At 44.4% G+C, this 21,697-nt stretch carries 15 protein-coding genes; 10 read left to right on the top strand and 5 right to left on the bottom strand.

The features are described from left to right. Nucleotides 1-68: 68 nt before the first annotated feature. The 6 genes from LAQ65_RS18500 (at nucleotide 69) to LAQ65_RS18475 (ending at nucleotide 5,336) form a co-directional block, all read left to right on the top strand. Nucleotides 69-962, top strand: a complete 894-nt coding sequence (locus tag LAQ65_RS18500; RefSeq protein WP_224118500.1) for an OmpA family protein — start codon at nucleotides 69-71, stop codon at nucleotides 960-962. Nucleotides 963-1,072: 110 nt separating this feature from the next. Next, nucleotides 1,073-1,366, top strand: coding sequence for a hypothetical protein (locus LAQ65_RS18495; protein WP_224118994.1), 294 nt, complete (start codon nucleotides 1,073-1,075; stop codon nucleotides 1,364-1,366). Beyond that, a complete protein-coding gene (locus tag LAQ65_RS18490) occupies nucleotides 1,263-2,096 on the top strand; it encodes an SDR family oxidoreductase (protein WP_262901536.1) in 834 nt (277 codons plus the stop codon). The genes LAQ65_RS18495 and LAQ65_RS18490 overlap by 104 nt, the downstream gene beginning before the upstream one ends. A gap of 16 nt (nucleotides 2,097-2,112) precedes the next feature. After that, a complete protein-coding gene (locus LAQ65_RS18485; protein ID WP_224118499.1) occupies nucleotides 2,113-3,303 on the top strand; it encodes a DegT/DnrJ/EryC1/StrS family aminotransferase in 1,191 nt (396 codons plus the stop codon). Between the two features lie 9 nt (nucleotides 3,304-3,312). Continuing rightward, nucleotides 3,313-4,698 (top strand): GHMP family kinase ATP-binding protein, encoded by a 1,386-nt coding sequence (locus tag LAQ65_RS18480; protein WP_224118498.1) that lies wholly within the window; start codon nucleotides 3,313-3,315, stop codon nucleotides 4,696-4,698. A 29-nt stretch (nucleotides 4,699-4,727) separates the two neighbouring features. After that, the gene (locus LAQ65_RS18475) at nucleotides 4,728-5,336 is read left to right on the top strand and encodes an HAD family hydrolase (protein WP_224118497.1); all 609 of its coding nucleotides are present in this window, start codon (nucleotides 4,728-4,730) and stop codon (nucleotides 5,334-5,336) included. On the opposite strand, the gene LAQ65_RS18470 is transcribed toward LAQ65_RS18475, so the two are convergent. From LAQ65_RS18470 to thrA, 4 genes are all read right to left on the bottom strand, one after another. After that, nucleotides 5,322-6,278, bottom strand: a complete 957-nt coding sequence (locus tag LAQ65_RS18470; RefSeq protein WP_224118496.1) for a DMT family transporter — start codon at nucleotides 6,276-6,278, stop codon at nucleotides 5,322-5,324. The two genes, LAQ65_RS18475 and LAQ65_RS18470, sit on opposite strands and share 15 nt — an antisense overlap. A gap of 196 nt (nucleotides 6,279-6,474) precedes the next feature. Continuing rightward, complete coding sequence (gene thrC, locus LAQ65_RS18465) at nucleotides 6,475-7,785, bottom strand: threonine synthase (protein WP_224118495.1); 1,311 nt, start codon at nucleotides 7,783-7,785, stop codon at nucleotides 6,475-6,477. A gap of 35 nt (nucleotides 7,786-7,820) precedes the next feature. Further along, nucleotides 7,821-8,771: a homoserine kinase gene (locus LAQ65_RS18460; protein WP_224118494.1), complete on the bottom strand. Its 951-nt coding sequence runs from the start codon at nucleotides 8,769-8,771 to the stop codon at nucleotides 7,821-7,823. 11 nt (nucleotides 8,772-8,782) lie between these two features. After that, nucleotides 8,783-11,227, bottom strand: coding sequence for a bifunctional aspartate kinase/homoserine dehydrogenase I (gene thrA / locus LAQ65_RS18455; RefSeq protein ID WP_224118493.1), 2,445 nt, complete (start codon nucleotides 11,225-11,227; stop codon nucleotides 8,783-8,785). A gap of 329 nt (nucleotides 11,228-11,556) precedes the next feature. On the opposite strand from thrA, the gene LAQ65_RS18450 reads away from it, so the two are divergent. The 4 genes from LAQ65_RS18450 (at nucleotide 11,557) to LAQ65_RS18435 (ending at nucleotide 20,434) form a co-directional block, all read left to right on the top strand. Beyond that, nucleotides 11,557-14,142: a phosphoenolpyruvate carboxylase gene (locus LAQ65_RS18450; RefSeq protein WP_224118492.1), complete on the top strand. Its 2,586-nt coding sequence runs from the start codon at nucleotides 11,557-11,559 to the stop codon at nucleotides 14,140-14,142. 314 nt (nucleotides 14,143-14,456) lie between these two features. Then, the gene (locus LAQ65_RS18445) at nucleotides 14,457-16,781 is read left to right on the top strand and encodes a PSD1 and planctomycete cytochrome C domain-containing protein (protein WP_224118491.1); all 2,325 of its coding nucleotides are present in this window, start codon (nucleotides 14,457-14,459) and stop codon (nucleotides 16,779-16,781) included. Between the two features lie 27 nt (nucleotides 16,782-16,808). Continuing rightward, a complete protein-coding gene (locus tag LAQ65_RS18440) occupies nucleotides 16,809-18,260 on the top strand; it encodes a DUF1501 domain-containing protein (RefSeq protein WP_224118490.1) in 1,452 nt (483 codons plus the stop codon). 17 nt (nucleotides 18,261-18,277) lie between these two features. Continuing rightward, the gene (locus LAQ65_RS18435; protein ID WP_224118489.1) at nucleotides 18,278-20,434 is read left to right on the top strand and encodes an FN3 associated domain-containing protein; all 2,157 of its coding nucleotides are present in this window, start codon (nucleotides 18,278-18,280) and stop codon (nucleotides 20,432-20,434) included. Nucleotides 20,435-20,497: 63 nt separating this feature from the next. Here the strand turns inward: LAQ65_RS18435 and LAQ65_RS18430 are convergent, their stop codons facing one another. Beyond that, nucleotides 20,498-21,628, bottom strand: coding sequence for an outer membrane beta-barrel protein (locus LAQ65_RS18430; RefSeq protein WP_224118488.1), 1,131 nt, complete (start codon nucleotides 21,626-21,628; stop codon nucleotides 20,498-20,500). Nucleotides 21,629-21,697 lie beyond the last annotated feature (69 nt).

Raw genomic sequence — 21,697 nt, 5'->3', positions numbered from 1 at the left:
AAAGAGTTAACTTTACAAAGAGCCACTGCAATAAACGGTATCTATACGTTAACATCAAAATAAACAAGATGAAAACCCGAAACATTATTGTAGCAATGGTCCTTCCTTTCATGCTGATCTCCTGTGTCAGCAGTAAAAAATACAAAACTCTGCAATCACAGTATACAGATTCCGAAAGCAGGGCTAAATCACTTGAATCTTCCCTCTCGACCTGTAATTCAGATAAAGCAACCCTGACCAGCCAAAAAGCCTCGCTTGAAAATGAAAACGGGTTACTGAACAAGCGGATAGAAGACCTTCAGAGCCAGAATGCATTCCTGAAAGAAAATAGTACCCAGGCATTGTCTCAATTAGAGAGTATGTCGGTTATCAGCAAACAGCAGTCTGAAAGCATAAAACAATCGATGGAAAACATTGGTGCAAAAGATGCTTATATCCAGACACTGCAGCAGCAAATGGCTTACAAGGATTCGCTGAATATGGCACTGGTGATGAACCTGAAAGGTGCTATTGGTAACATGGATGATAAAGACATCAATATAAAAGTTGATAAGGGGGTTGTATATATTGATATTTCTGACAAGCTGTTATTTAAAAGCGGAAGTTATACAGTTACCGACAAAGCAAAAGCGGTATTGGGAAAAGTGGCAATGGTATTGAAAAATCAGCCTGATATTGAGTTTATGGTGGAAGGCCATACCGATAATGTTCCTTACCACAGGGATGTATTGCTGGATAACTGGGACCTTAGCGTGAAACGCGCAACTTCCGTTGTCAGGATCCTGCAAAAAGACTACGGAATGACCCCGGCAAAAATATCAGCTGCAGGCCGCAGTGAGTACAGGCCTTTAGTGGATAATAATACTAAGGAAGGAAGGGCCCTGAACCGCAGGACAAGAATTATTATTTTGCCGGAACTCGACCAGTTTTTTAAACTCCTGGAACCAGCAGCGAAAAAATAAGGCCATTAACGGTAAACGGTTCTCAATTACCCAATAATAAATAGTCCTTCAGAGCAGCATACTCATTAGTAATAAGGGTTGCTGCTTTTTCTTTTAATAAAGCGCCTGCAATGCCAGGCGCTTCAACGAGGGGAACAATTAATTGGGGGCATGCAGAAAATGAAATTGCAAATGCCCGGGTACAATTTGAAAAAGTTACATTTGCTATCTTTATTTTTCAAGGTAGCGATACATATTTCAGATTATTTAGTTATGAAACTACTGGTTACGGGGTCAAATGGATTTGTTGCAGGGAGTATATTGGCAAATTGCCCCTCTCATTGGCAGGTACATGGTTTATCCAGGACAAAAGAAATTCCCAGGGGGAACAATATTGTTTATCACAAGCTCGATATGCTGGATAGGGAAAAATTACCTGGATTATTACAAAGTATTAAGCCCGACGTTGTTATTCATACTGCAGCAATGGCAAATATTGATTACTGTGAGATTAATAAAGATATCGCTGAACAGGTTAATACAGGTATTACTGCTCATCTTTGTGCTATATGCAAAAATGAAGGTGCCAGGTTGATTTTTTGCTCAACAGATACAGTTTTTGATGGCAGCAAAGGTTACTACACTGAAACTGATATACCACACCCGGTTAATTTTTATGCATCAACTAAAATAAAGTCAGAACAGGAAGTATTGTCAGCGGGTAGTAGAAACGTTGTTGCAAGGCTTTCTCTCGTAATGGGTTTACCTGTTTTGGGAAGAGGAAATTCTTTTTTGGCAGATACTATTTCAAAATTGAAGAATGGCGAACAGGTGAAATTTCCTGAAAATGAAATTCGTACTCCCATTGATGTTATAACACTTGGGAATGCCTTGATTGAACTTGCAGGTAACGATTTTGGTGGCCTTATTCATTTGGCGGGTAATACCCGTATTAACAGATTTGAAATGGCAAAACAAATTGCAGACGCATTGGGTTTATCAGAAGAACTTATTGTTAAGACCGACTCATCTAAAATGGCAGGAAGGGCACCAAGACCTAATGATGTTTCCCTTGATAATTCAAAAGCCAGAAAGGTATTGTCAACACCCATGTTGTCCCTGGCTGATGGATTAGCATTAACTATGAATTTTTAATCAGCACAATCAACCCATGAGCAATATTAAATTTGATCTCGAAATTAAGTTTGGAACAATTTACGGGAAAGAAGAAGAAGATGCCGTTTTAAGAGTATTGCGTAATAATGCTCCTACAAGCGGGGAAGAATGTTTATTGTTTGAAAAAATGTATGCAGAATATGCAGGCGTTAAATATGCAAGAGTTGTTAGTAATGGTACTGCCGCTTTATTTCTATCCATGATTGGAGCCGGTATTAAACCTGGTGATCGGGTAATCACTTCACCGGTAACCTGGATAGCCAGTGCAGCTGCACCGGTAACTCTTGGAGCAGAGGTGGATTTTGTTGACATTGATCCGGTTACCTATAATCTTGATCCCAACCAATTGGAAGATAAGATTTCAAATAATACAAAAGCTGTAATCCCGGTACATCTCTATGGTCAGGCCTGTGATATGGATGAAATTATGACGATCACAGATAAGCATAATATTGTTGTTGTTGAAGATGCCGCCCATGCCATTGGGGCAGAATATAAAGGCCGCAAAGCAGGCAGCATTGGCAAGATTGGATGTTTTAGTTTTCACGAACAGAAAAATATTTCAACATTGGGTGAAGGTGGTATTATCATTACCAATGATGCCGCGGTATTTGAAAAAATTGCTCTGTATCGTTCACATTGCACAAGGGTGCATGGTAAAAGCACCAAGTACTGTAAGCTGGATGAAGACAAATTTCCAGTAGGTAAAAAATTCTGGTGGCAGGATTTTGATGACTGCGGATATAATTTCCGCATGACTGATATTCAGGCAGCTGTGGGAATTGAACAACTGAAAAAGATTGATCAACTCAATCAGCTACGCATAAATAATGCAGCCTACATTACGCATGGACTTAAAGATGTTCCTGGCCTTACATTGCCAACTGTTCGTACTTATAACAAACATGTTTTTCATCTTTATCCGGTGATGATTAATGAGAAAGAATTTGGAATGAACAAAGAGGATTTTATCTACGATATGCTGCACAAATACGGTATTAAGGTTGGATTTAATTATATTCCATTGCATTATTCCACTGCGTTTAAAAACAGGGGATATAAAAAAGGGCAATTCCCGAATGCTGAAAAATTGGGTGAAGAAATGGTGACATTGCCGATTAATCCACGCCAGACTGAAGAAGCGTTGGCCTATCTTGTTAAAAGTATAAAAGCGGTACGCTCCTAAATTCCTATCATGCATTTTGAAGAAACTGTTAGATCCCTTAAACAGGAAGGTGTGGTTTTCATGCCCGATCTTCCCATATATATATCACGGGCACCAGGAAGACTGGATGTAATGGGTGGTAATGATGATTATACCGGGGGGCTGGTATTTGAATCTACTATCAGAGAAGCTACGTATGCTGCGGCTCAATTGCGAAAAGATAGCCGGTTAGTATTAAAAAATAAAACAGCTAATGATGCTGGTTGGCAGGGTGATATAACGATACCACTGGAAGAATTGTCAGATGTGGATACAGTTCGGCTGCTTGTGAACCGATCACCTTCAATACGTTGGACAGCATATGTTATAGGTGTTTTTTATTACCTTAAAAAGAAATATGAGATATCTACAGGTATACAGCTCTACATGGATTCTAATGTTCCATTAAACAAAGGGGTAAGTTCATCTGCAGCCATTGAAATAGCGGTAATGAAAGCATCTGCAGCTGCTTATGGAATTGATCTTTCTGGAATTGATTTAGCTATTGCCTGTCAATGGGTAGAAAATGTTATTGCAGAATCTGCCTGTGGTATTATGGACCAGATAGCGGTCACTACCGGAAAAAAAGGACAAATGATGCCATTGGTTTGTCAGCCCTGTAACCCAGAACCATTAATAGCATTACCGAAAGAACTTGCGATTTGGGGCATTGATTCCGGTGTAAGCCACCAGGTCTCAGGCATAGCCTATGAAGCGGCTCGCGCCGCGGCTTTCATGGGTTATAAAATGATTTGTGATTTTGAAGGGATCGCTGTAACTGAAGATATTTCGGGTGAGATTCGACGGTATACTGATCCGGTATGGAATGGTTATCTGGCCAATATGCGCCGGTCTGATTTTTATGAGAAATACGAAAACTTACTTCCGGAAAAAATACATAAAAGTGAATATCTCAAAAAAAACCTGATTCACGTTGATCCATATTCTCCTCTCAAAGAGGATGTGATATACAATGTAAAAGCTAACACAAAATATGCCGTGGAGGAAAATTGGCGTGTGCAATTGTTTACAGAATTATCAAGGGGAGCTTCCATAATACCTTCTGAGCGGTCATTTATTTTGATGGGGGAATTGATGTATCAATCGCATTATGCTTATACAGAATGTGGACTAGGCGCAAAAGCTACAGATTACCTGGTAACCCTTTTTAAAAATGAGGGGGTGGCTAAAGGTATTTATGGCGCAAAAATAACTGGCGGCGGAGCAGGAGGCACAGTAGCAGTATTGGCGGATAAAAATGCCGGTGAAACGGTAAAGAAAATTTTTACAACTTATTCCAAAGCGGGTTTTGGCGAACCCTATCTTTTTGAAGGGAGCTCTGATGGTGCAGATGCATTTGGAATAGTGATTTTGTAAATGCTTAATCCTAAACATACATTCAACCAATGATAAGGAACATTATTTTTGATATGGGCAATGTGATTATTGATATTGATATCCCACAAACATATCATGCATTTGCTGAACTTGCGAACCTGTCTTCAAAAGAAGTAGCTGATTTTTTCCAAACCAAAGGCTATTATAATGCTTTAGAAAAAGGAGATATAGATGATATTAGGTTCCGTAATTCTATCCGTGAAAATTTTGGCTCCGAACTTACCGATGATCAGATAGATACAGCCTGGTGTAAACTATTGCTTGATATGCCGCAAGAAAGACTGGACCGTATCAGGGAATTGAAAAGTAATTATCGCATTTTTTTACTAAGCAATACCAACGCTATCCACATCAGGGAGGTAAGCAAAAGGGCACTTTCAGCAGGCCATGATTTTTTAGGGCTTTTTGAAATTCCTTTTCTTTCTTATGAAATGGGTTTAATGAAACCTGATATTGAAATTTTCCTGAAAACTTTAGATATATCCGGTTTAAAGGCAGAAGAAAGTTTATTCATTGACGATAATGAGGCTAATATCCTTGCTGCAAAAAGCATGGGGTTACAAACCATCAGGCTTGACCCTATTGGTAGCCTGTTGGACAAATTAGTTGATTATTAGCCCTTGCTGATTCTGCGTATCTATAACCCGCTGTTCAGCAGAAACTTGTTTGTATTCCCAGATTGTTATGGCAAGTGTACTTATTAATATCAATATACCGCCTGCAATTGACAGGAAACTGAGTTCTTCATGAAGCCATATTGCTGCAATGGGCAATCCAAAAAAAGTGATTAAAAAATTTGAAAGGGCAACCTGAATAGCTTCCAGTTTTTTTAATGCAATAAAAAACAGGATCATTGATAAGAAATTGTGAAATACGGTTAGTAGTGAAAGCCCTATCCATGTATTTGTTGTAAATAAAGGTATATTTCTAAAAGTGGATCCTTCATTATATAGAACAAACGGAAACAGGAGAATAACCATAAAGATGTAAGTATAAAATAGCATTTCTATTTCTGTATACTTATCCGCTATTTTCTTGCAATAAGTATTATAAAATCCACTGCCAAGCACACCCATAAAAATTAGCGCATTTCCTATCATGAATTGGATGCTGAAATTTGCATTGGAGATATCATTAAGCGAGCAGAGTATAACACCTGAAACCGCAATAACAAAACTTATCCAGCGGCCTTTGCTCATCTTTTCTTTTAGATAGATTACAGCCAGTAGCGCTGATATTACCGGCATGGTTAGATTAATGATCGCTGCATTGCTCGCAGTAGATTGCTGAGTGCCAATTGTCATCATGACCTGTGCCGGAAACTGACCGATTAATGCAAGTATTGCAAATCCTTTTAAATCTCCGAGTTTCCTGTTTTTATTAGCCTTGGCATGTTTATAAGCGAATGGAACCATAAACAATGTGGCCAGCAGCATCGGAATAAAGACAGTACTGAATGGACCTATTTGATCTTGTGTTAGTTTTATACAGGTAAATTGCAGTGACCACATCAGGTTACAAGCCAACAACGCACTCCATGAAACAAAGGACTTCCGCATTTGTATTGATTTTTAAATCATTGAGAAAGGACTCATTGAATTTAAAAATAGGATTTTTTTGTTCAATATAATTTTCATTTAGCAGCCTCTGTTTTTAATGCCCAAAATCTTTTCACTATAATTCATCCCTTCATTTTTAACATGAAAAGCAGACAATTTTGCAACTTTTGTAAATCCAGTTATAGTATAAAAAATTCTATAAATTACTGTTGGCGATTTTCAATAAATAACTTTTTAATACTGAATATTCATTTTTTAAGACAGTAGCTTTTTGTTCTTTATTCAAAGTATCTGCAATGGCTGCCGGAATGGGGATATTTTCCCCTATCAGTGGCTCAACTACATCCAGGAATTTAATGGGATGAGCTGTTTCCAAAACAATGCCTTTATCGTTAGGGTACTTTTGCAAATAATGGTCCAGGGCATCAAAACCTACGGCGCCATGTGGGTCGAGAAGGTAATGGTTCTTTTTGTATACTTCCTTTATCAATGCTTTTGTACGATCATCTGTAGTGGTGTTGGCAGACAATACTTTTTTCATTTCACCGGATTGGCGATTGAAAATTTCAAGGATGCGGATGAAATTGCTGGGATTACCTACATCCATGGCATTGGAAATCGTAGGCACTGCTTTTTGTGGTGTATAATGATCTGTTTCCAGGAACTTCACCACCACATCATTGGCATTGCAGGCTGCAATGAAATGCTTCACCGGCAGTCCCGATTTCCAGGCCATAAGGCCTGCACAGATATTACCGAAATTACCACTCGGCACACTGAAAACCGGCGCTTCGGCGAAAGGCCATTGCTGCAGCGCGAAGAAATAATAAAACTGCTGCGGCAACCAGCGCGCCACATTGATCGAGTTGGCTGAAGTGAGAAACATTTTTGAGGTCAATTCTTTATCAGTGAATACCTGCTTCACCATTTTCTGGCAATCATCAAAGTTGCCCTCCACTTCCAGCGCATGGATATTATCGCCAAATGTTGTGAGCTGTTTTTCCTGCACTGAACTCACTTTGCCGGAAGGGTAGAGGATCACCACATCAACTCCTTCCACATTGTGGAATCCACTGGCCACCGCACCACCGGTATCGCCGGAAGTGGCTACCAGTACCGTTACACGCCTACTTCCCTCACGCGCGAAATAACCCAGGCAGCGGCTCATGAACCGGGCGCCGATATCTTTAAAAGCAAGGGTTGGTCCGTGGAATAATTCCAGCGAATAAATGCTGTCATTGATTTTTTTCAGCGGTATCGGGAAGTCAATTGTCTCCTGAACAATAGTGCGCAGTTTGTCTTCCGGTATTGTATCCCCCACATAGGGCCTGATCACTTCATAGGCAATCGCTTCGCGCGATATATTTTTAAGGTTGCGGATCCATTCCCGGTTAAGCACCGGGACCGTTTCAGGAAAATATAATCCGCCATCCGGCGCCTGCCCGAGTATGGTGGCGTTCCTGAAGTCGGTTATTGGTGACTGTTGGTTGAGGCTGTAGTAGTTCATGTCGTAAGCGGTAAACGGTAAACGGTGAGAAATGGTTATAAAATTTTTACACCCTGGTTGTTCAGGGTTGTGACATAGGTTTTGAAATCTATACCGAGACTTGTGTAGATTTCCTGCATAATGGTGGCAATGGTTTCGGCGGTATCGGCATGCTGGCTGAGCATAAAGATAGAAGGCCCCGAGCCACTGATGCCACCACCTAATGCGCCGGCTTCCTTGCTTCTTGACTTAACCTCATCGAAACCGGGAATCAGCATGCTGCGCACCGGTTCGATGATCACATCTTCCAGGGAACGACTGATCAGCCCGTAATCATTTTTCAGGAATCCTGCTACGAGTCCGGCGATATTTCCCCATTGCTTAATGGCGTCTTTCAGCAATACTTCCTTGCGCAGGATCTGCCGCGCATCTGAGGTGCGCACTTCAATTTGCGGATGCACAACCGTTACATACATCTGTGGTGCTGACAACTGAACAATATCCAAAGGGAAAATGGACCGGATCAGGGTTACGCCTCCAAGGATACAGGGCGTAATATTATCGGCATGCTTTACACCGCTGGCTACTTTTTCCCCGGCCATGGCAAAACGCACCAGGTCTTCCTTGGAAAATGGATTGCCGAGCAAGTGGTTGGCTGCTACCACCGCGCCTGCGGAACTGGCTGCGCTGGAACCCAGCCCACTGCCGGGTTTGATCATTTTGGTGATCGACAGGTCAATGCCAATGGAAATATCCGCAGCCTGTAACAGGTCAAGCAATGCTGCACCTGCCACATTCTGCGCCGGGTCTGAAGGCAGGTCATATCCATCGGTATGCGTGATCCTTATACCGGGTTTATCCGTTAGGGTCATTTCCATAATATCCTGCGGATGGTTCAGGGCCATGCCGAGAATATCAAATCCGCAAACCAGGTTGGCTACAGTTGCCGGGCATTCCACCTGGATAGTATGTCCGTATATAATTGCTGCAGGGTTAATAGTATTCATTTTGGGAACGTTTAATTTAAAGTGGCTCTGAGGATATCAGCAAATACACCCGAGGCAGTGACTTCTGCACCCGCCCCGGCACCTTTGATCACCAGCGGTTGTTGTGGGTAGCGGTCTGTCTGGAACAACACGATATTGTCTTTGCCATACAGGTGGTACAAATCGTGGCCCGGCGCAATCTGCTGCAGTCCCACTTTCGCTTTGCCATTATCAAAGGTGGCCACAAATTTCAGTTTGCAGCCATTGTCTGCGGCGGCATCATAGATGGCCCTGAAATGCTCTTCGTGGCGGGCCATTTCCGCATAGAAATTTTCCACTGAACCCTGCATGCAGGATTCAGGCATGAAGCTGGTATTTTCTATGGATTCCATTTCCAGGGTTTCACCAGCTTCCCTGGCCAGGATCATGATTTTACGCATTACATCAATGCCGCTAAGGTCGAGGCGGGGATCAGGTTCTGTATAGCCTTCATCCTGTGCCTGCCTCACAACTTCTGCAAATGGCCGGCTGCCGTTGTAATTATTGAACACAAAATTCAGGGTACCACTCAGTACTGCTTCAATCCGGTGGATCCGGTCGCCACTTTTCAACAGGTCGTTAAGTGTGCCGATAATGGGCAGTGCCGCGCCAACATTTGTTTCATATAAAAATGTGGTATTGAATTCATGTGCTTTATCTTTCAGCGAACGGTATCTGGCATACGGCGATGAACATGCGATTTTATTGCAAGCCACAACCGCAATACTTTTTTCTAACAGTTTGCCATATACGCCGGCAACTTCAGCACTGGCTGTGACATCTACAAATACGGAATTCCGGAGGTTACGCTGTATAGCACCATCAATAAACTGGTGAACGTTTCCTTCAGATGCTTTGTCCATCGAAGCTTTCCAGTCAGCCAGGTTAATCCCTTCCTCATTGATCAGGAATTTCTTGCTGTTGGCGAGTCCGACTACCCGCAACTGCAGCCTGCTGTGCTGCAATAAATATTGTTGTTGCTGGGCCAGTTGCTGCAACAGGCGGCTGCCAACATTGCCCACGCCAGTAATGAATAAATTGATCTGTTTATAGGTGGATTCAAAAAATTCTTCGTGTAATAAGTTGATGGCTTTGCGCACATCACGGGTAGATATAACCGCAGAAATATTCCTTTCGGAAGAACCCTGGGCAATGGCCCGGACATTCACTCCGTTGCGACCCAGTGCGCCAAACATTTTACCACTTATGCCAGGATGGCTTTTCATCTGTTCACCCACAAGGGCGACAATGGAAAGGTCTTTCTCCACGATCAGCGGCTCCACTTTCTGCAGGCTGATTTCCGGCTCGAAAGCCGCGTCAACAGCAAGTTTTGCCAGGTCAGCCGAAACGGCCTCTACTCCAACGCAAATTGAGTGCTCGGAAGAACCCTGGGTGATGAGGATCACATTGATCTTCCTGGAAGAAAGCGCTTCAAACAGGCGTCGGGAAAAGCCGGGAACGCCTATCATACCGCTGCCTTCGAGGCTCAGTAAGGCGAGATGGTTGATGCTGGAAATGCCCCTGATGGGATTCCCGTTCTGGTAGCTGTCATTTTTAATAACCGTGCCTGCATCATTTGGTGCAAATGTATTCTTGATCCATACCGGGATATTTTTATTCATCACCGGCTGGATGGTTGGCGGGTAGATCACTTTCGCGCCGAAGTGTGAAAGCTCCATGGCCTCCTGGTAAGAGATCTGTGGGATCACTTTAGCATTGGGTACCCAGCGCGGGTCTGCAGTCATCATGCCGCTTACGTCGGTCCAGATTTCCAGGGCACTGGCATCCACACATGCTGCAGCGATGGCAGCAGTGTAATCAGATCCGCCACGTCCGAGGGTAGTAGTAGTGCCTGTGGCGTCAGCGGCTATAAACCCGGGCATCACAACAATGGCATTTTTTAATGTTGCCAGCTCCTGTGAAAAATTACTGCGGGTAGTGTTGAAATCCACCACTGCATTACCAAAGCCGGAATCAGTGCGGATCATTTTGCGGCTGTCCCACCAGGCTACTTCTTCGCCCCGGGCTTTGAAAGCTGCTGCGATCACCTGGGAAGAGATCAGTTCACCATAGCTCACCAGTTTATCCTTGGTGCGAGCCGTGGTTTCCCCAAGCAGGAAGATACCATTACAGAGGTCTTCCACCTCGTTACACAATTTCTTAACCGCACTGAGCATACTGCTCTGCTGTTGCACCGGAATCAGTTGCTTCACGGCATTCAGGTGCCGGGAAGTAATATTGTTCACCTGTTCTTTGTATTGTTCATCGCCGCTGGCAGCCAGTGCGCCGCATTGCAATAGGGCATCCGTTGTGCCGCCAAATGCTGAAACCACGATAATAATGGGCTCAATCCTGCTTTTCGGGGTAACGATATCAATGACCTGGGTAATTGCTTCGGGACTGCCTACTGATGTACCGCCAAATTTTAATACCTGCATATAAAAAGTTCTGAAAATGATGAAGTTGAATAAATAGCCAAAGGCCCAATGGTGATATGGAAATGTACAACCCTAACGGGTTGTTGTAGTGGTAATAGTGGTTGTAGCCGATGTAGAGACAACGGGTGGAACGGGGGAAATATATGTAAAATGGTTAGCCACTACTTTTTTTTCGAGGGTTGAAATTACAAAGCATCCGATAAATAACAATCGTTAGTTTTTTATTTTTTTCCGGATATGGCCTGCAGGGCCGCTCTTTGGCGCTGATTTCTTATATTCATGGCCCGATTGCTGCCACACACTGTTTGACAATAAACCAACAACGAATCATGCCTAGTATGGACCCGGCAGCCCTGCAACAATTTAAAAGTGAGGTTGCCTTAAAATTTCAGCTGTACAATAGTTTGTTCACGTCTTTGCCTTTTCACCGCGTTGAGAAGACGGGTATATTGCTGTCTATGTTGCTGAATGTTTGCGAGGAGGGTTATAAGAAAAAGAAGAGCCCGGTGCAGATCATGGATGAATTTTTCGCCAGCCATACCAGTTATCGGCTGGAACAGGAACAAACTGATTTGTTGTTCCGTTTTGTCCAGTATGTCGAAAGGCAGGTGGTTTTATTTGATGCGCTGGAAGATGCCGCATTCAGTAAGATCAATGATTTATCAGGACCAGGTACCTTAAAACAACTGAAAGGGTTTTTACAACAATCGGGGCCAATTCCGCCCCCTGAAAAAGATGAGGCATTTTGCGTGCGGATGGTTTTAACGGCTCATCCTACCCAGTTTTACCCGGGGTCAGTATTGGGTATTATCCACGATTTATCTAAGGCCCTGCAGGAAAACAATACCAGCCTGGTGAATACCTACCTGCAGCAGCTGGGTAAGACGCCTTTCTTCAAAAAACAAAAACCCACACCTTTCGATGAAGCCATGAGCCTGGTGTGGTATCTGGATAATGTGTTTTATCCTGCTGTTGGTCGCATACTCACATATACCGATAATGAACTGAAACCCTGGCTGCACAGCGAAAAGCCTTTGCTGCAAATGGGTTTCTGGCCAGGCGGTGACCGTGATGGCAATCCTTTTGTAACAGCTTCCACCACCTTGCAGGTAGCTGCGGCACTCAGGAGCAGCATCGTGAAATCTTATTACCTGGATGTGCGCAGGCTCAAACGCAGGCTTACTTTCAAGGAGACCGACCAGCTGATCGCCAACCTCGAGAAATTGTTATACAATGAAGTTTTCGGGGAAGATATCCAGCAAAACCTTTCCGCCCCCGATATGATCAGGCAGTTGAAACAGATCCGTGATACCCTCGTATACCAGCACAATGGCTTATTCGCCGGTATAGTTGATAATCTGATCCAGAAAATGACTGCATTCGGGTTGTTTTATGCATCCCTGGATGTACGCCAGGATAGTTCCGTGCATGCGGCTTTGTATAAAGTGCTTGCTGCAAATGCAGTGGCCTTGCCCAAGGAATATGACCACCTGGATGAAGTTGGGAAAATGAATGTGCTGGCCACACTGCTGCCGCTGGAATCAACCGCTGCTTTAACTGACCCGCTTCATGCTGATACTATCGAAACCGTTAAGGCGATTGAAAAAATCCAGCAGAAGAACGGGGAGACAGGTTGTTACCGTTATATTATCAGCCAGTGCAACAGCGCCCTGAATGTGATGGAAGTATTTGGCTTATTCCTGTTATCGGGTTGGAAAAAAGATAAACTCACTATTGATATCGTTCCGCTTTTTGAAACCATTGATGACCTGAACCGCGCAGGTGATATCATGGAGAAATTATATAGTATGCCGGTTTACCGCCAACACCTGCAGCACCGGGGAAACCGCCAGACTATTATGCTTGGCTTTTCCGATGGTACAAAAGATGGGGGTTACCTGATGGCGAACTACAGCATCCTGCACGCAAAGCAAATGCTCACCAGCCTGTCAGTGAAATATGGTATCGATGTACTGTTCTTTGATGGCCGCGGTGGTCCCCCTGCAAGAGGTGGCGGCAAGACCCAGAAGTTTTATGCTTCCATGGGTAATGATGTGTCGGGCAAGGAGATCCAGTTAACAGTGCAGGGACAAACCATCAGCTCAAATTTCGGCACTATCGATGCAGCCCAATATAATATGGAACAGTTGCTGAACGCGGGACTAAGTGGCTTCCTGAAACACCCTGAAAAGCCAACGCTCGAAAAAGAACAACAGGAATTGCTGCAGCACCTCGCAAAAGACGGGTTCTCATCTTATGTGCAACTGAAGGAACACCCCATGTTTGTTGATTACCTGACGCATGCCAGCCCGGTGCGTTTCTATGCCGAAACCAATATCGGTTCACGCCCGGCTAAAAGAGGAACTGCGTCGCGGTTAAGTTTGAAAGAACTGCGGGCTATACCGTTTGTAGGCGCCTGGAGCCAGTTAAAACAGAATGTACCCGGTTACTACGGGGTCGGAACCGCTTTACAAAAGGCGGAGCAAAGGGGGGAATGGAAGCAGGTGAAAGAAATGTACCAGCAGTCCCTGTTTTTCCGGACGCTTATTGATAACTGCGAGATGGCCATGCTGAAATGTTATTTCCCGCTGACGATTCACCTGAGCACGCATCCTTCATTCGGTGAGATCTGGAACATGATCTACCGCGAGTATGAACTGACCCGCAAGTATTTGTTTTTACTGTCGGGCAAGAATGAATTGATGGCCGATTACCCTGTTGAGCAATTGTCGGTGTCAATGCGTGAAAGGATTGTATTGCCCCTCACCACAATTCAGCAATATGCCATTGCCAAAGTCCGTGATATGGAAAATGGAAATGCTTCGGCAGCTACTTCAGCTTTGAAAGCGACGTATGAAAAACTGGTGATGCGGTGTTCATTTGGTATTATCAATGCCGGCAGGAATTCTGCATAAGGCCTTAAATGTTATAAAAAAAAGGTCCCGCAATTGCGGGACTTATTTTTTTCTTTAGAGTACCAGCCAGTGGATTTCTAATGGTTTTCTGATATTGGATTTTCAGTTTTTGATATCGGATATTGGATGCGGAGTATGCATCAATTATTGTGCCTGATTATTAATTATTGGGTTGATTCAATAATATTTATTTCGTAAATTCCTGAAGCACTGAAAGATAAGGAATGTCCTCAGGACAGGACAGGACGGTTAACCTGTTATTTTTCAGTACTTTTTTCGCCTCTTTTGTTTAAGTGTAAAAGTATTGCTGCCATATGATGTTATCCGGAAAATTAAATTACCCGGTATTTCTGGTAATTTTAATCATCACTTTGTCCGAGGCCTGTAAAAGCAAAGGGGCAGACCCAATTGCATCCGCTTCGCTGCCTGATTCGGTCAGTTATAATTTTGATATACGGCCCATCCTCTCCGATAAATGCCTGGCCTGTCATGGTCCCGATGCCAACAAACGCGAAGCAGGACTAAGAATGGATATCGCTGATAGTGCTTACAGTGCCCTGAAAGAAAATCCAAATGCCCACGCTATCGTTGCCTTTAAACCGGAGTTCTCAGAAGCCTACCTGCGTATCGCTTCAAAAGATACTTCCTACCTGATGCCACCCCCTGCATCCAATCTGAAATTATCACAACGTGAAGTTGACCTCATCAAAAAATGGATTCAGCAAGGGGCTAAATATGAAAAGCACTGGGCTTTCACCCCGCCCAAAAAACCTGCGCTGCCAAAGGTCAACCAGGACAAATGGCCACGGAATGAAATTGATTATTTTATTCTCGCGAAGCAGGAACAAAAAGGTTTAGCACCTAATGAACAAGCGGATAAGGAAAGGTTGCTGAAGCGTGTCAGTCTCGACCTTACTGGTTTACCACCCACCCTGCAAATGATGGATGCCTTCCTGGCGGACCAAAGCCAGGATGCCTATGAAAAAGTGGTGGATGAGCTGATGAAAGATAAAGCCTACGGGGAAAAAATGTCAATCCACTGGCTTGACCTTGCCAGGTATGCCGACTCACATGGGTACCAGGATGATGGTTACCGCACGCAATGGCCATGGCGCGATTGGGTGATACATGCGTTCAATGAGAATATGCATTACAACGACTTTGTAACCTGGCAACTGGCTGGTGACCTGCTTCCCAATGCAACCAAGGAGCAGTTACTGGCAACAGGGTTTAACAGGAACCATAAAATAACTGAAGAAGGCGGGGTGATACCTGAAGAATACAGGACCATGTATGTGGTAGACCGTAATGACCTGTTCGGGAAAGGATTCCTGGGCGTTACACTGGAATGCGCACGTTGCCATGACCACAAATACGACCCTTTTTCCCAAAAGGAATATTACCAGATGTTCGCCTTTTTTAATAACATAAAAGAAGTGGGCATTGAATCGGTGATCGGTGGCCCGGAAACTTATGCCAAGAAGCCGCTCATAGAGATCAGCAACAATGATGTGAAAAATATCCTCACGTTTATTAATAAGCCTGATACAAACAAGCTGATCGTTTCTGTAATGGGCGACCAGGATACTATCCGTAAAACGCATATCCTGCGCCGTGGTGCATATGACGCACCGGCAGAAGAAGTGGAGCCGGGTACACCCAAAGCCATCCTGCCTTTCAATGATGCGTACCCAAAGAACAGGCTGGGACTGGCTGAATGGTTATTCGACAAACAGAATCCCCTTACTGCAAGGGTGTACGTGAATCTATTATGGCAGGAATTTTTTGGAAGGGGCATTGTGAAAACTTCGGGTGATTTTGGTATGCAGGGTGAACTGCCTTCCCATCCTGCATTGCTGGACTGGCTGGCAGTTGATTTCATGGAGCATAACTGGGATATCAAAAGGCTGGTGAAGCAAATGGTAACCTCGGCAACTTACAGGCAATCGGCCGTCCTTACGAAAGAAAAGCTCGCAGTTGACCCGGATAATATATTACTCTCCCGAGGCCCCCGTTACCGCATCGCTGCCGAGCTGATCAGGGACCTGGTATTGTCGAGCAGTGGCTTACTGAATCCAACCATAGGCGGGCCAAGTGTGAAACCATACCAGCCTGCGGGTTTGTGGGAAGGGGCTACATCAGGCCGCGGCTTACTGTCTATCTATACCCAGGACCATGGCCCGGCGCTTTACCGTCGCGGAATGTACACCTTAATTAAAAGAACAGTACCGCCTCCGTCGATGGTCATTTTTGATGCGAGCAACCGCGATATGTGTGAAGTAAGAAGGTTAAGGACCAATACCCCATTGCAGGCATTGGTAATGATGAACGATCCAACCGTGCTGGAAGCATCACGGGTTTTAGCAGCAAAATTGCTACTGGAGAAAACTGATACAAAAGATAAAATTGATAAAGCGTTCCGCTTAATCGTTTGCAGGAAACCGGTAGCAAAGGAAATGGAAGTATTGACGAATTATTATAACAAGGAGGTAAAAAGCATTGACCAGCCAACAGCGGAAAAAATGCTTGCGGTAGGTGAGTACCCAGTCCCCGCAAACATCGATTCCCAAAAGCTTGCGGCATTTATGCGGGTGGTCACAACCATTTACAACCTTGAAGAAACTATAACAAAATCCTGATAAACACAATAACCCAAAGCGTTCCAGATGGATAAAGAAATTTTAGAACATGGTTTTAGTTGGAACAGGAGACGTTTTCTTTCTACCATGGGTATGGGAGTAGGCAGCCTGGCATTAGGCTCATTATTAATGCCGGACCTGTTCAGTAATGGTGGTATAGAAGAAGGACTAACGCCGGGAATACCTCACTTCGCGCCTAAAGCTAAGCGGGTAATTTACCTGTTCCAGAATGGTGCGCCTTCACAACAGGAGCTTTTTGATTATAAGCCTAAACTCCGGGAAATGAACGGCAAGGAAATGCCCCCTTCCGTGCGCGGAAACCAGCGACTGACCGGTATGACGGCAAACCAGGCCCATTTCCCGCTGGTAGGTTCCTTTGTTGATTTCAAACAATATGGTAACTCACGTGCATGGATAAGTGACCTTTTGCCTTATACGGCTAAAATTGCTGATGAGCTTTGTATCATCAAGTCAATGTATACCGAAGCGATCAACCATGATCCGGCCCTCACTTTCCTGCAAACCGGTTCGCAGCAGGGCAACAGGCCTAGTATGGGCGCATGGCTCAGTTACGGGCTGGGTAATGAAAATAAGAACCTGCCTGCTTTTACCGTGTTGCTTTCCCGCGGCGTTGGTAATGGCCAGGGCGTATATTCTAAATTATGGTCCAATGGTTTCCTTGATTCCATACACCAGGGTGTGCAGTTCAGTAAAGGGGAAGACCCCGTATTGTACCTGCGCGACCAGGAAGGTATGGACCGGAAAGCCAGGCGAGACATGCTGGATAATATTGCTGAATTGAATGAGCTTTCTTACCAGGAGTTCGGCGACCCCGAAATAGCAGCAAAGGTGAAGCAATATGAAATGGCCTACCGTATGCAAACGGCTGTACCTGAAGTAATGGACCTTTCCAAAGAGCCGGATGATATTGTAAAGTTATACGGACCTGAATGCCTGGTACCCGGAACATTTGCAGCCAACTGTTTGCTGGCACGTAAATTATCAGAGAACGGCGTACGATTTGTACAGCTTTACCACCAGGGATGGGACCAGCATGGTAACCTTCCTTTTGAAATTGCAAAGCAGGCGAAAGATGTAGACCAGGCATCGGCGGCATTGGTGACTGACCTTAAACAACGCGGACTGCTCGACGAAACACTGGTGATATGGGGCGGCGAATTCGGCAGGACAAGCTATACCCAGGGCACGCTGGAGAAGGATAATTATGGGCGTGACCATCATCCTCGCTGCTTTAGTATCTGGATGGCAGGTGGCGGTGTAAAGCCAGGAATTGTATATGGTGAAACAGATGAGCTGGGCTATAATATTATTAAGGATCCTGTGCATGTGCACGATTTCCAGGCAACTGTTTTAAACCAGTTGGGGCTGGACCACAAGAAACTTATATTTAAACACTTAGGACGTCGCTACAGGCTCACCGATATTTCAGGTGAAGTGGTGAAGGGTATTATTAGTTAACTTTTTCCCGATTTTCAATGAATAAGAAAGTAAGGTTCTTTGCAGAACAGCTATTGATCGTCCTCAATATATTTATCGCATTCCTGGTACTGTTTGCAGACAAACTGGTATTGCCATATTGGTTGCAGCCTGTAGGCAGGATGCATCCATTCCTGCTGCATTTCCCGATCGTGCTCCTTATCCTGGCGATGATATTCGAACTATTCAGGTTCAGTTATGGCAGCGATGCAACAAGTCCCTACCGGCAATATGCAGAGGGGTTTTTACTGGGTGGTGCATTGCTTTCCGGCATTACCGTTATTATGGGTTTATTCCTTTCCAGGGAAGAAGGTTATGAAGGCGATACACTGGTATTGCATAAATGGACAGGTGTTGCTATTTTTTATATTGCTTCTTTGATATACATGGTAAGCAAAAAGCAGTGGTATAAAGCCCCGGCAGCGTGGCTATGCGCTTTTGTAATGGTTTCCGCACTCATTATGACCGGGCACTACGGCGCAACTTTATCTCATGGGGAAGACTTTATCCTGCAACCTATTATCGCCAATATAAAAGCACCCGTTGTACCCATTGAAAAGGCGATTGTTTTCGAGCATGTTATCCAGCCTATTTTGGATAAGAAATGTACCGGCTGCCACAATACCAATAAACTAAAAGGACAACTGGCATTGACAGACTCTTTGTCAATGCTTAAAGGCGGTAAGTCAGGTAAGTTATTTGTGCCCGGCAATCCCGACCTCAGTTTAATGCTGGAACGCGTGCACCTTTCACCAGAAGAAAAAAAGCACATGCCACCGGCAGGCAAGCCCCAGCTTACACAAGAGGAAATTGACCTGCTTGCATTATGGATAAAGGATGATGCTGACTTCCATAAAAAAGTAACCGACCTGGAAGCTGGTGATTCATTGCGGTTGATGGCCACTGCTGTGCTGAAGCCTGAAGATGAGGGTACGGAAAAATTCGACTTTTCTGCTGCTGATGAAAAAACAATTGCAAAGCTGAATACTTTTTACCGCACGATTGCGCCAATTGCCATCGAGTCACCCGGACTGGATGTGAATATTTACAACAGGAGCGCCTACTCGGTAAAGCAACTGGAGGAGATGAGTGATATAAAAAAACAGGTTGTTGCATTGAACCTGAATAAAATGCCTGTGAAGGATGAAGACCTTAAATCCGTTAGCCAGTTTGAAAACCTGCGCAGGCTTGATTTGAATTTCACTGATATCACCGATAAGGCACTGGATGCCCTTATCCCCTTAAAGCACCTGCATACGCTCTCCCTCTCCGGAACGAAAATTACCTATAGTGGTTTGAAACAAAAGATTGCCGCCTTTAAAAACCTGAAAACAATTTCCTTGTGGAACACCGGGATCGCTTCCACTGATATTGCAGCATTAAAGCAGGGCAATAAGGAAATTACGTTCATTGAAGGATTCAGGGACGATGGTAAGGATTCGCTCAAGCTTAATCCGCCCCAGGTAAAAAATGCTGTGATGGTTTTTGACCAGGATCTTGCCGTACAGTTAAGGCATCCGATTAAAGGTGTTCAGATAAGGTATACAACAGATGGTACAGAGCCGGACAGTATCCATTCCCCGGTATTCGACGGTAATACTGTCATCAATAAAAATACTACGGTCAAGGCAAAAGCTTTTAAAGCAGGATGGTATTCCAGTGATGTCGCCACTTTTGATTTCCTGAAAAATTCTTTTATACCGGATAGCGTACAATTATTATTCCCCCTAAATGATGTTCACCAGGCTGAAGGCGCGCATACCTTTTTTAATAAAAAACTGGGTGTGATAGGCGCCAATAATCCTGCATGGGCCAATTACTGGGCTGGTGCAAGGAGTAAGGATATGGTGCTCGTTTCCCTGTTTAACAAACCCATTACCCTGAAGTCTGTAGGCTTGCATTATATGCTTGAAGAAAATACAGGCATTTACCCGCCGGCACTGGTAGAAGTTTGGGGTGGTGAAAATGAGAAGCAGGCCAAACTGCTATTGACTATCAAACCTTCCCCTCCCGCAAAAGGCGGGAAACCTTCCCTGAAAATTGTTGAAGGCTCCTTCCAGCCGCATAGTGTTTCGTACCTTAAAATTATAGCCAAACCCCACAAGCAAAAGAAAGATGAACACCTGCTGCTGGTTGATGAGATGTTCCTTAATTAAAAAGATAGTCCCCTGTAGAAACAGGGGACGCTCAACGATTGCTTGCCATATGTGAAACAGAGATTAGAAGCTATATATTGCTGCGAGCAGGAAACTGCCGGCAGACTTTTTAGGTGCGCCATTTGCATCTATGAAGATGTCCTGGCTTGAATTATCGATACGGAATTCAGGAATAAAGATGAACCCACCGGTTTTGAAATTGGCAGATAAGGTGGTGGCAAAAACATTGGCCCCTTTATCTGTGCCGGTATAAATTTTCATTTGTTTTTCGTCGCTGAAGTATTCTGTGCGCAGTGTTAGGCCAAACCAGGGTTTAGGGTCAAGGTTCAGGTATAACGCAGAACCCCACCATGATTTACCGCTTTCATTTTTGCTGCCATCCCAGGTTTGGGTAGTGTTTACGGTACCATTAAACCCAAGGCTGAATGCATTGCTCAGTTTTGCGGTAGCTACCAGGTCAAACTGGCTGGTTTTGGAAGTATCCGGGTTCTTGCCCCCAACATAGTTCAGGTAGAATTTCAGGTTATCACTGGCTGCGAAACTGTACTGGGCGATCAGGAATTTCTTGTTGATTTGCCCGGCTGGCGGAGTCCTGTAATCGGTGGCATTGGCTACACCGATCATGAACCCGCTTTTGCCTTTCGAAATTTCAGCTTTCACACCGGTATGGGAGAACGGGCCGTTTGTAAACATGTAAGACATGCTGTAGTTGCGGTTCAGTTGCGGGTCAAGCAGTTCGTAGCCCACGTGGGTAGCCCAGGTTCCTGCAGTGAATTTCAGCCAGTTGGTAGCAGAGTAGCTGATGTACAATTGTTTAATAGCCTGGGTAATCCCTTCATCGGTATAGGCGAATTCCTTGGCGCGGGGACCGAAGCCGAGATCAGCAACCATGTCCAGTTTATCGGTTTTATGTTCCAGCTTAACGCTCGCCATCCCGAGGGCGAACGTGTTGTGGGTACCGGTGAAACTGGTCTTGTTATTAGCAGCCTGTTTGCTGAAGTCCAGGCGGTAATAAACATCCGCGGAACCGGAAATTGTAAGGAACGGTTTCTTGTCTTCAGGGGGTGCCGGGGCTAAGGGGGCAGCTGTGGTTTGAGAGGCAGACGCAATCAGCGAAGCTGTATCAGGAGATTGCGCGAATCCCGAGACTGAACAGGCTATAGCGATGCCTGTTGCAAATATTTTTTGTAACATTGCTGAACATTTTAAGTGTTAAGGGAAAGGGTACGGCGATGAACTTGGTCAGAAGTTTATCAATCAGCT

Origin of the sequence: Flavihumibacter profundi, assembly GCF_020076305.1 — a bacterium.
In the GTDB taxonomy this organism is placed as follows: Bacteria; Bacteroidota; Bacteroidia; order Chitinophagales; family Chitinophagaceae; genus Flavihumibacter; species Flavihumibacter profundi.
The sequence above is the reverse complement of the archived record's forward strand: the minus strand, read 5'-3'. Positions and strand labels throughout refer to the sequence as shown.

Excerpts from the sequence above, each read along its gene's own strand:
- LAQ65_RS18500 (WP_224118500.1), top strand. The coding sequence starts at position 69 with ATGAAAACCCGAAACATTATTGTAGCAATGGTCCTTCCTTTCATGCTG.
- LAQ65_RS18495 (WP_224118994.1), top strand. The coding sequence starts at position 1,073 with ATGCCAGGCGCTTCAACGAGGGGAACAATTAATTGGGGGCATGCAGAA.
- LAQ65_RS18485 (WP_224118499.1), top strand. The coding sequence starts at position 2,113 with ATGAGCAATATTAAATTTGATCTCGAAATTAAGTTTGGAACAATTTAC.
- LAQ65_RS18480 (WP_224118498.1), top strand. The coding sequence starts at position 3,313 with ATGCATTTTGAAGAAACTGTTAGATCCCTTAAACAGGAAGGTGTGGTT.
- LAQ65_RS18475 (WP_224118497.1), top strand. The coding sequence starts at position 4,728 with ATGATAAGGAACATTATTTTTGATATGGGCAATGTGATTATTGATATT.
- LAQ65_RS18470 (WP_224118496.1), bottom strand. The coding sequence starts at position 6,278 with ATGCGGAAGTCCTTTGTTTCATGGAGTGCGTTGTTGGCTTGTAACCTG.
- thrC (WP_224118495.1), bottom strand. The coding sequence starts at position 7,785 with ATGAACTACTACAGCCTCAACCAACAGTCACCAATAACCGACTTCAGG.
- LAQ65_RS18460 (WP_224118494.1), bottom strand. The coding sequence starts at position 8,771 with ATGAATACTATTAACCCTGCAGCAATTATATACGGACATACTATCCAG.
- thrA (WP_224118493.1), bottom strand. The coding sequence starts at position 11,227 with ATGCAGGTATTAAAATTTGGCGGTACATCAGTAGGCAGTCCCGAAGCA.
- LAQ65_RS18450 (WP_224118492.1), top strand. The coding sequence starts at position 11,557 with ATGCCTAGTATGGACCCGGCAGCCCTGCAACAATTTAAAAGTGAGGTT.
- LAQ65_RS18445 (WP_224118491.1), top strand. The coding sequence starts at position 14,457 with ATGATGTTATCCGGAAAATTAAATTACCCGGTATTTCTGGTAATTTTA.
- LAQ65_RS18440 (WP_224118490.1), top strand. The coding sequence starts at position 16,809 with ATGGATAAAGAAATTTTAGAACATGGTTTTAGTTGGAACAGGAGACGT.
- LAQ65_RS18435 (WP_224118489.1), top strand. The coding sequence starts at position 18,278 with ATGAATAAGAAAGTAAGGTTCTTTGCAGAACAGCTATTGATCGTCCTC.
- LAQ65_RS18430 (WP_224118488.1), bottom strand. The coding sequence starts at position 21,628 with ATGTTACAAAAAATATTTGCAACAGGCATCGCTATAGCCTGTTCAGTC.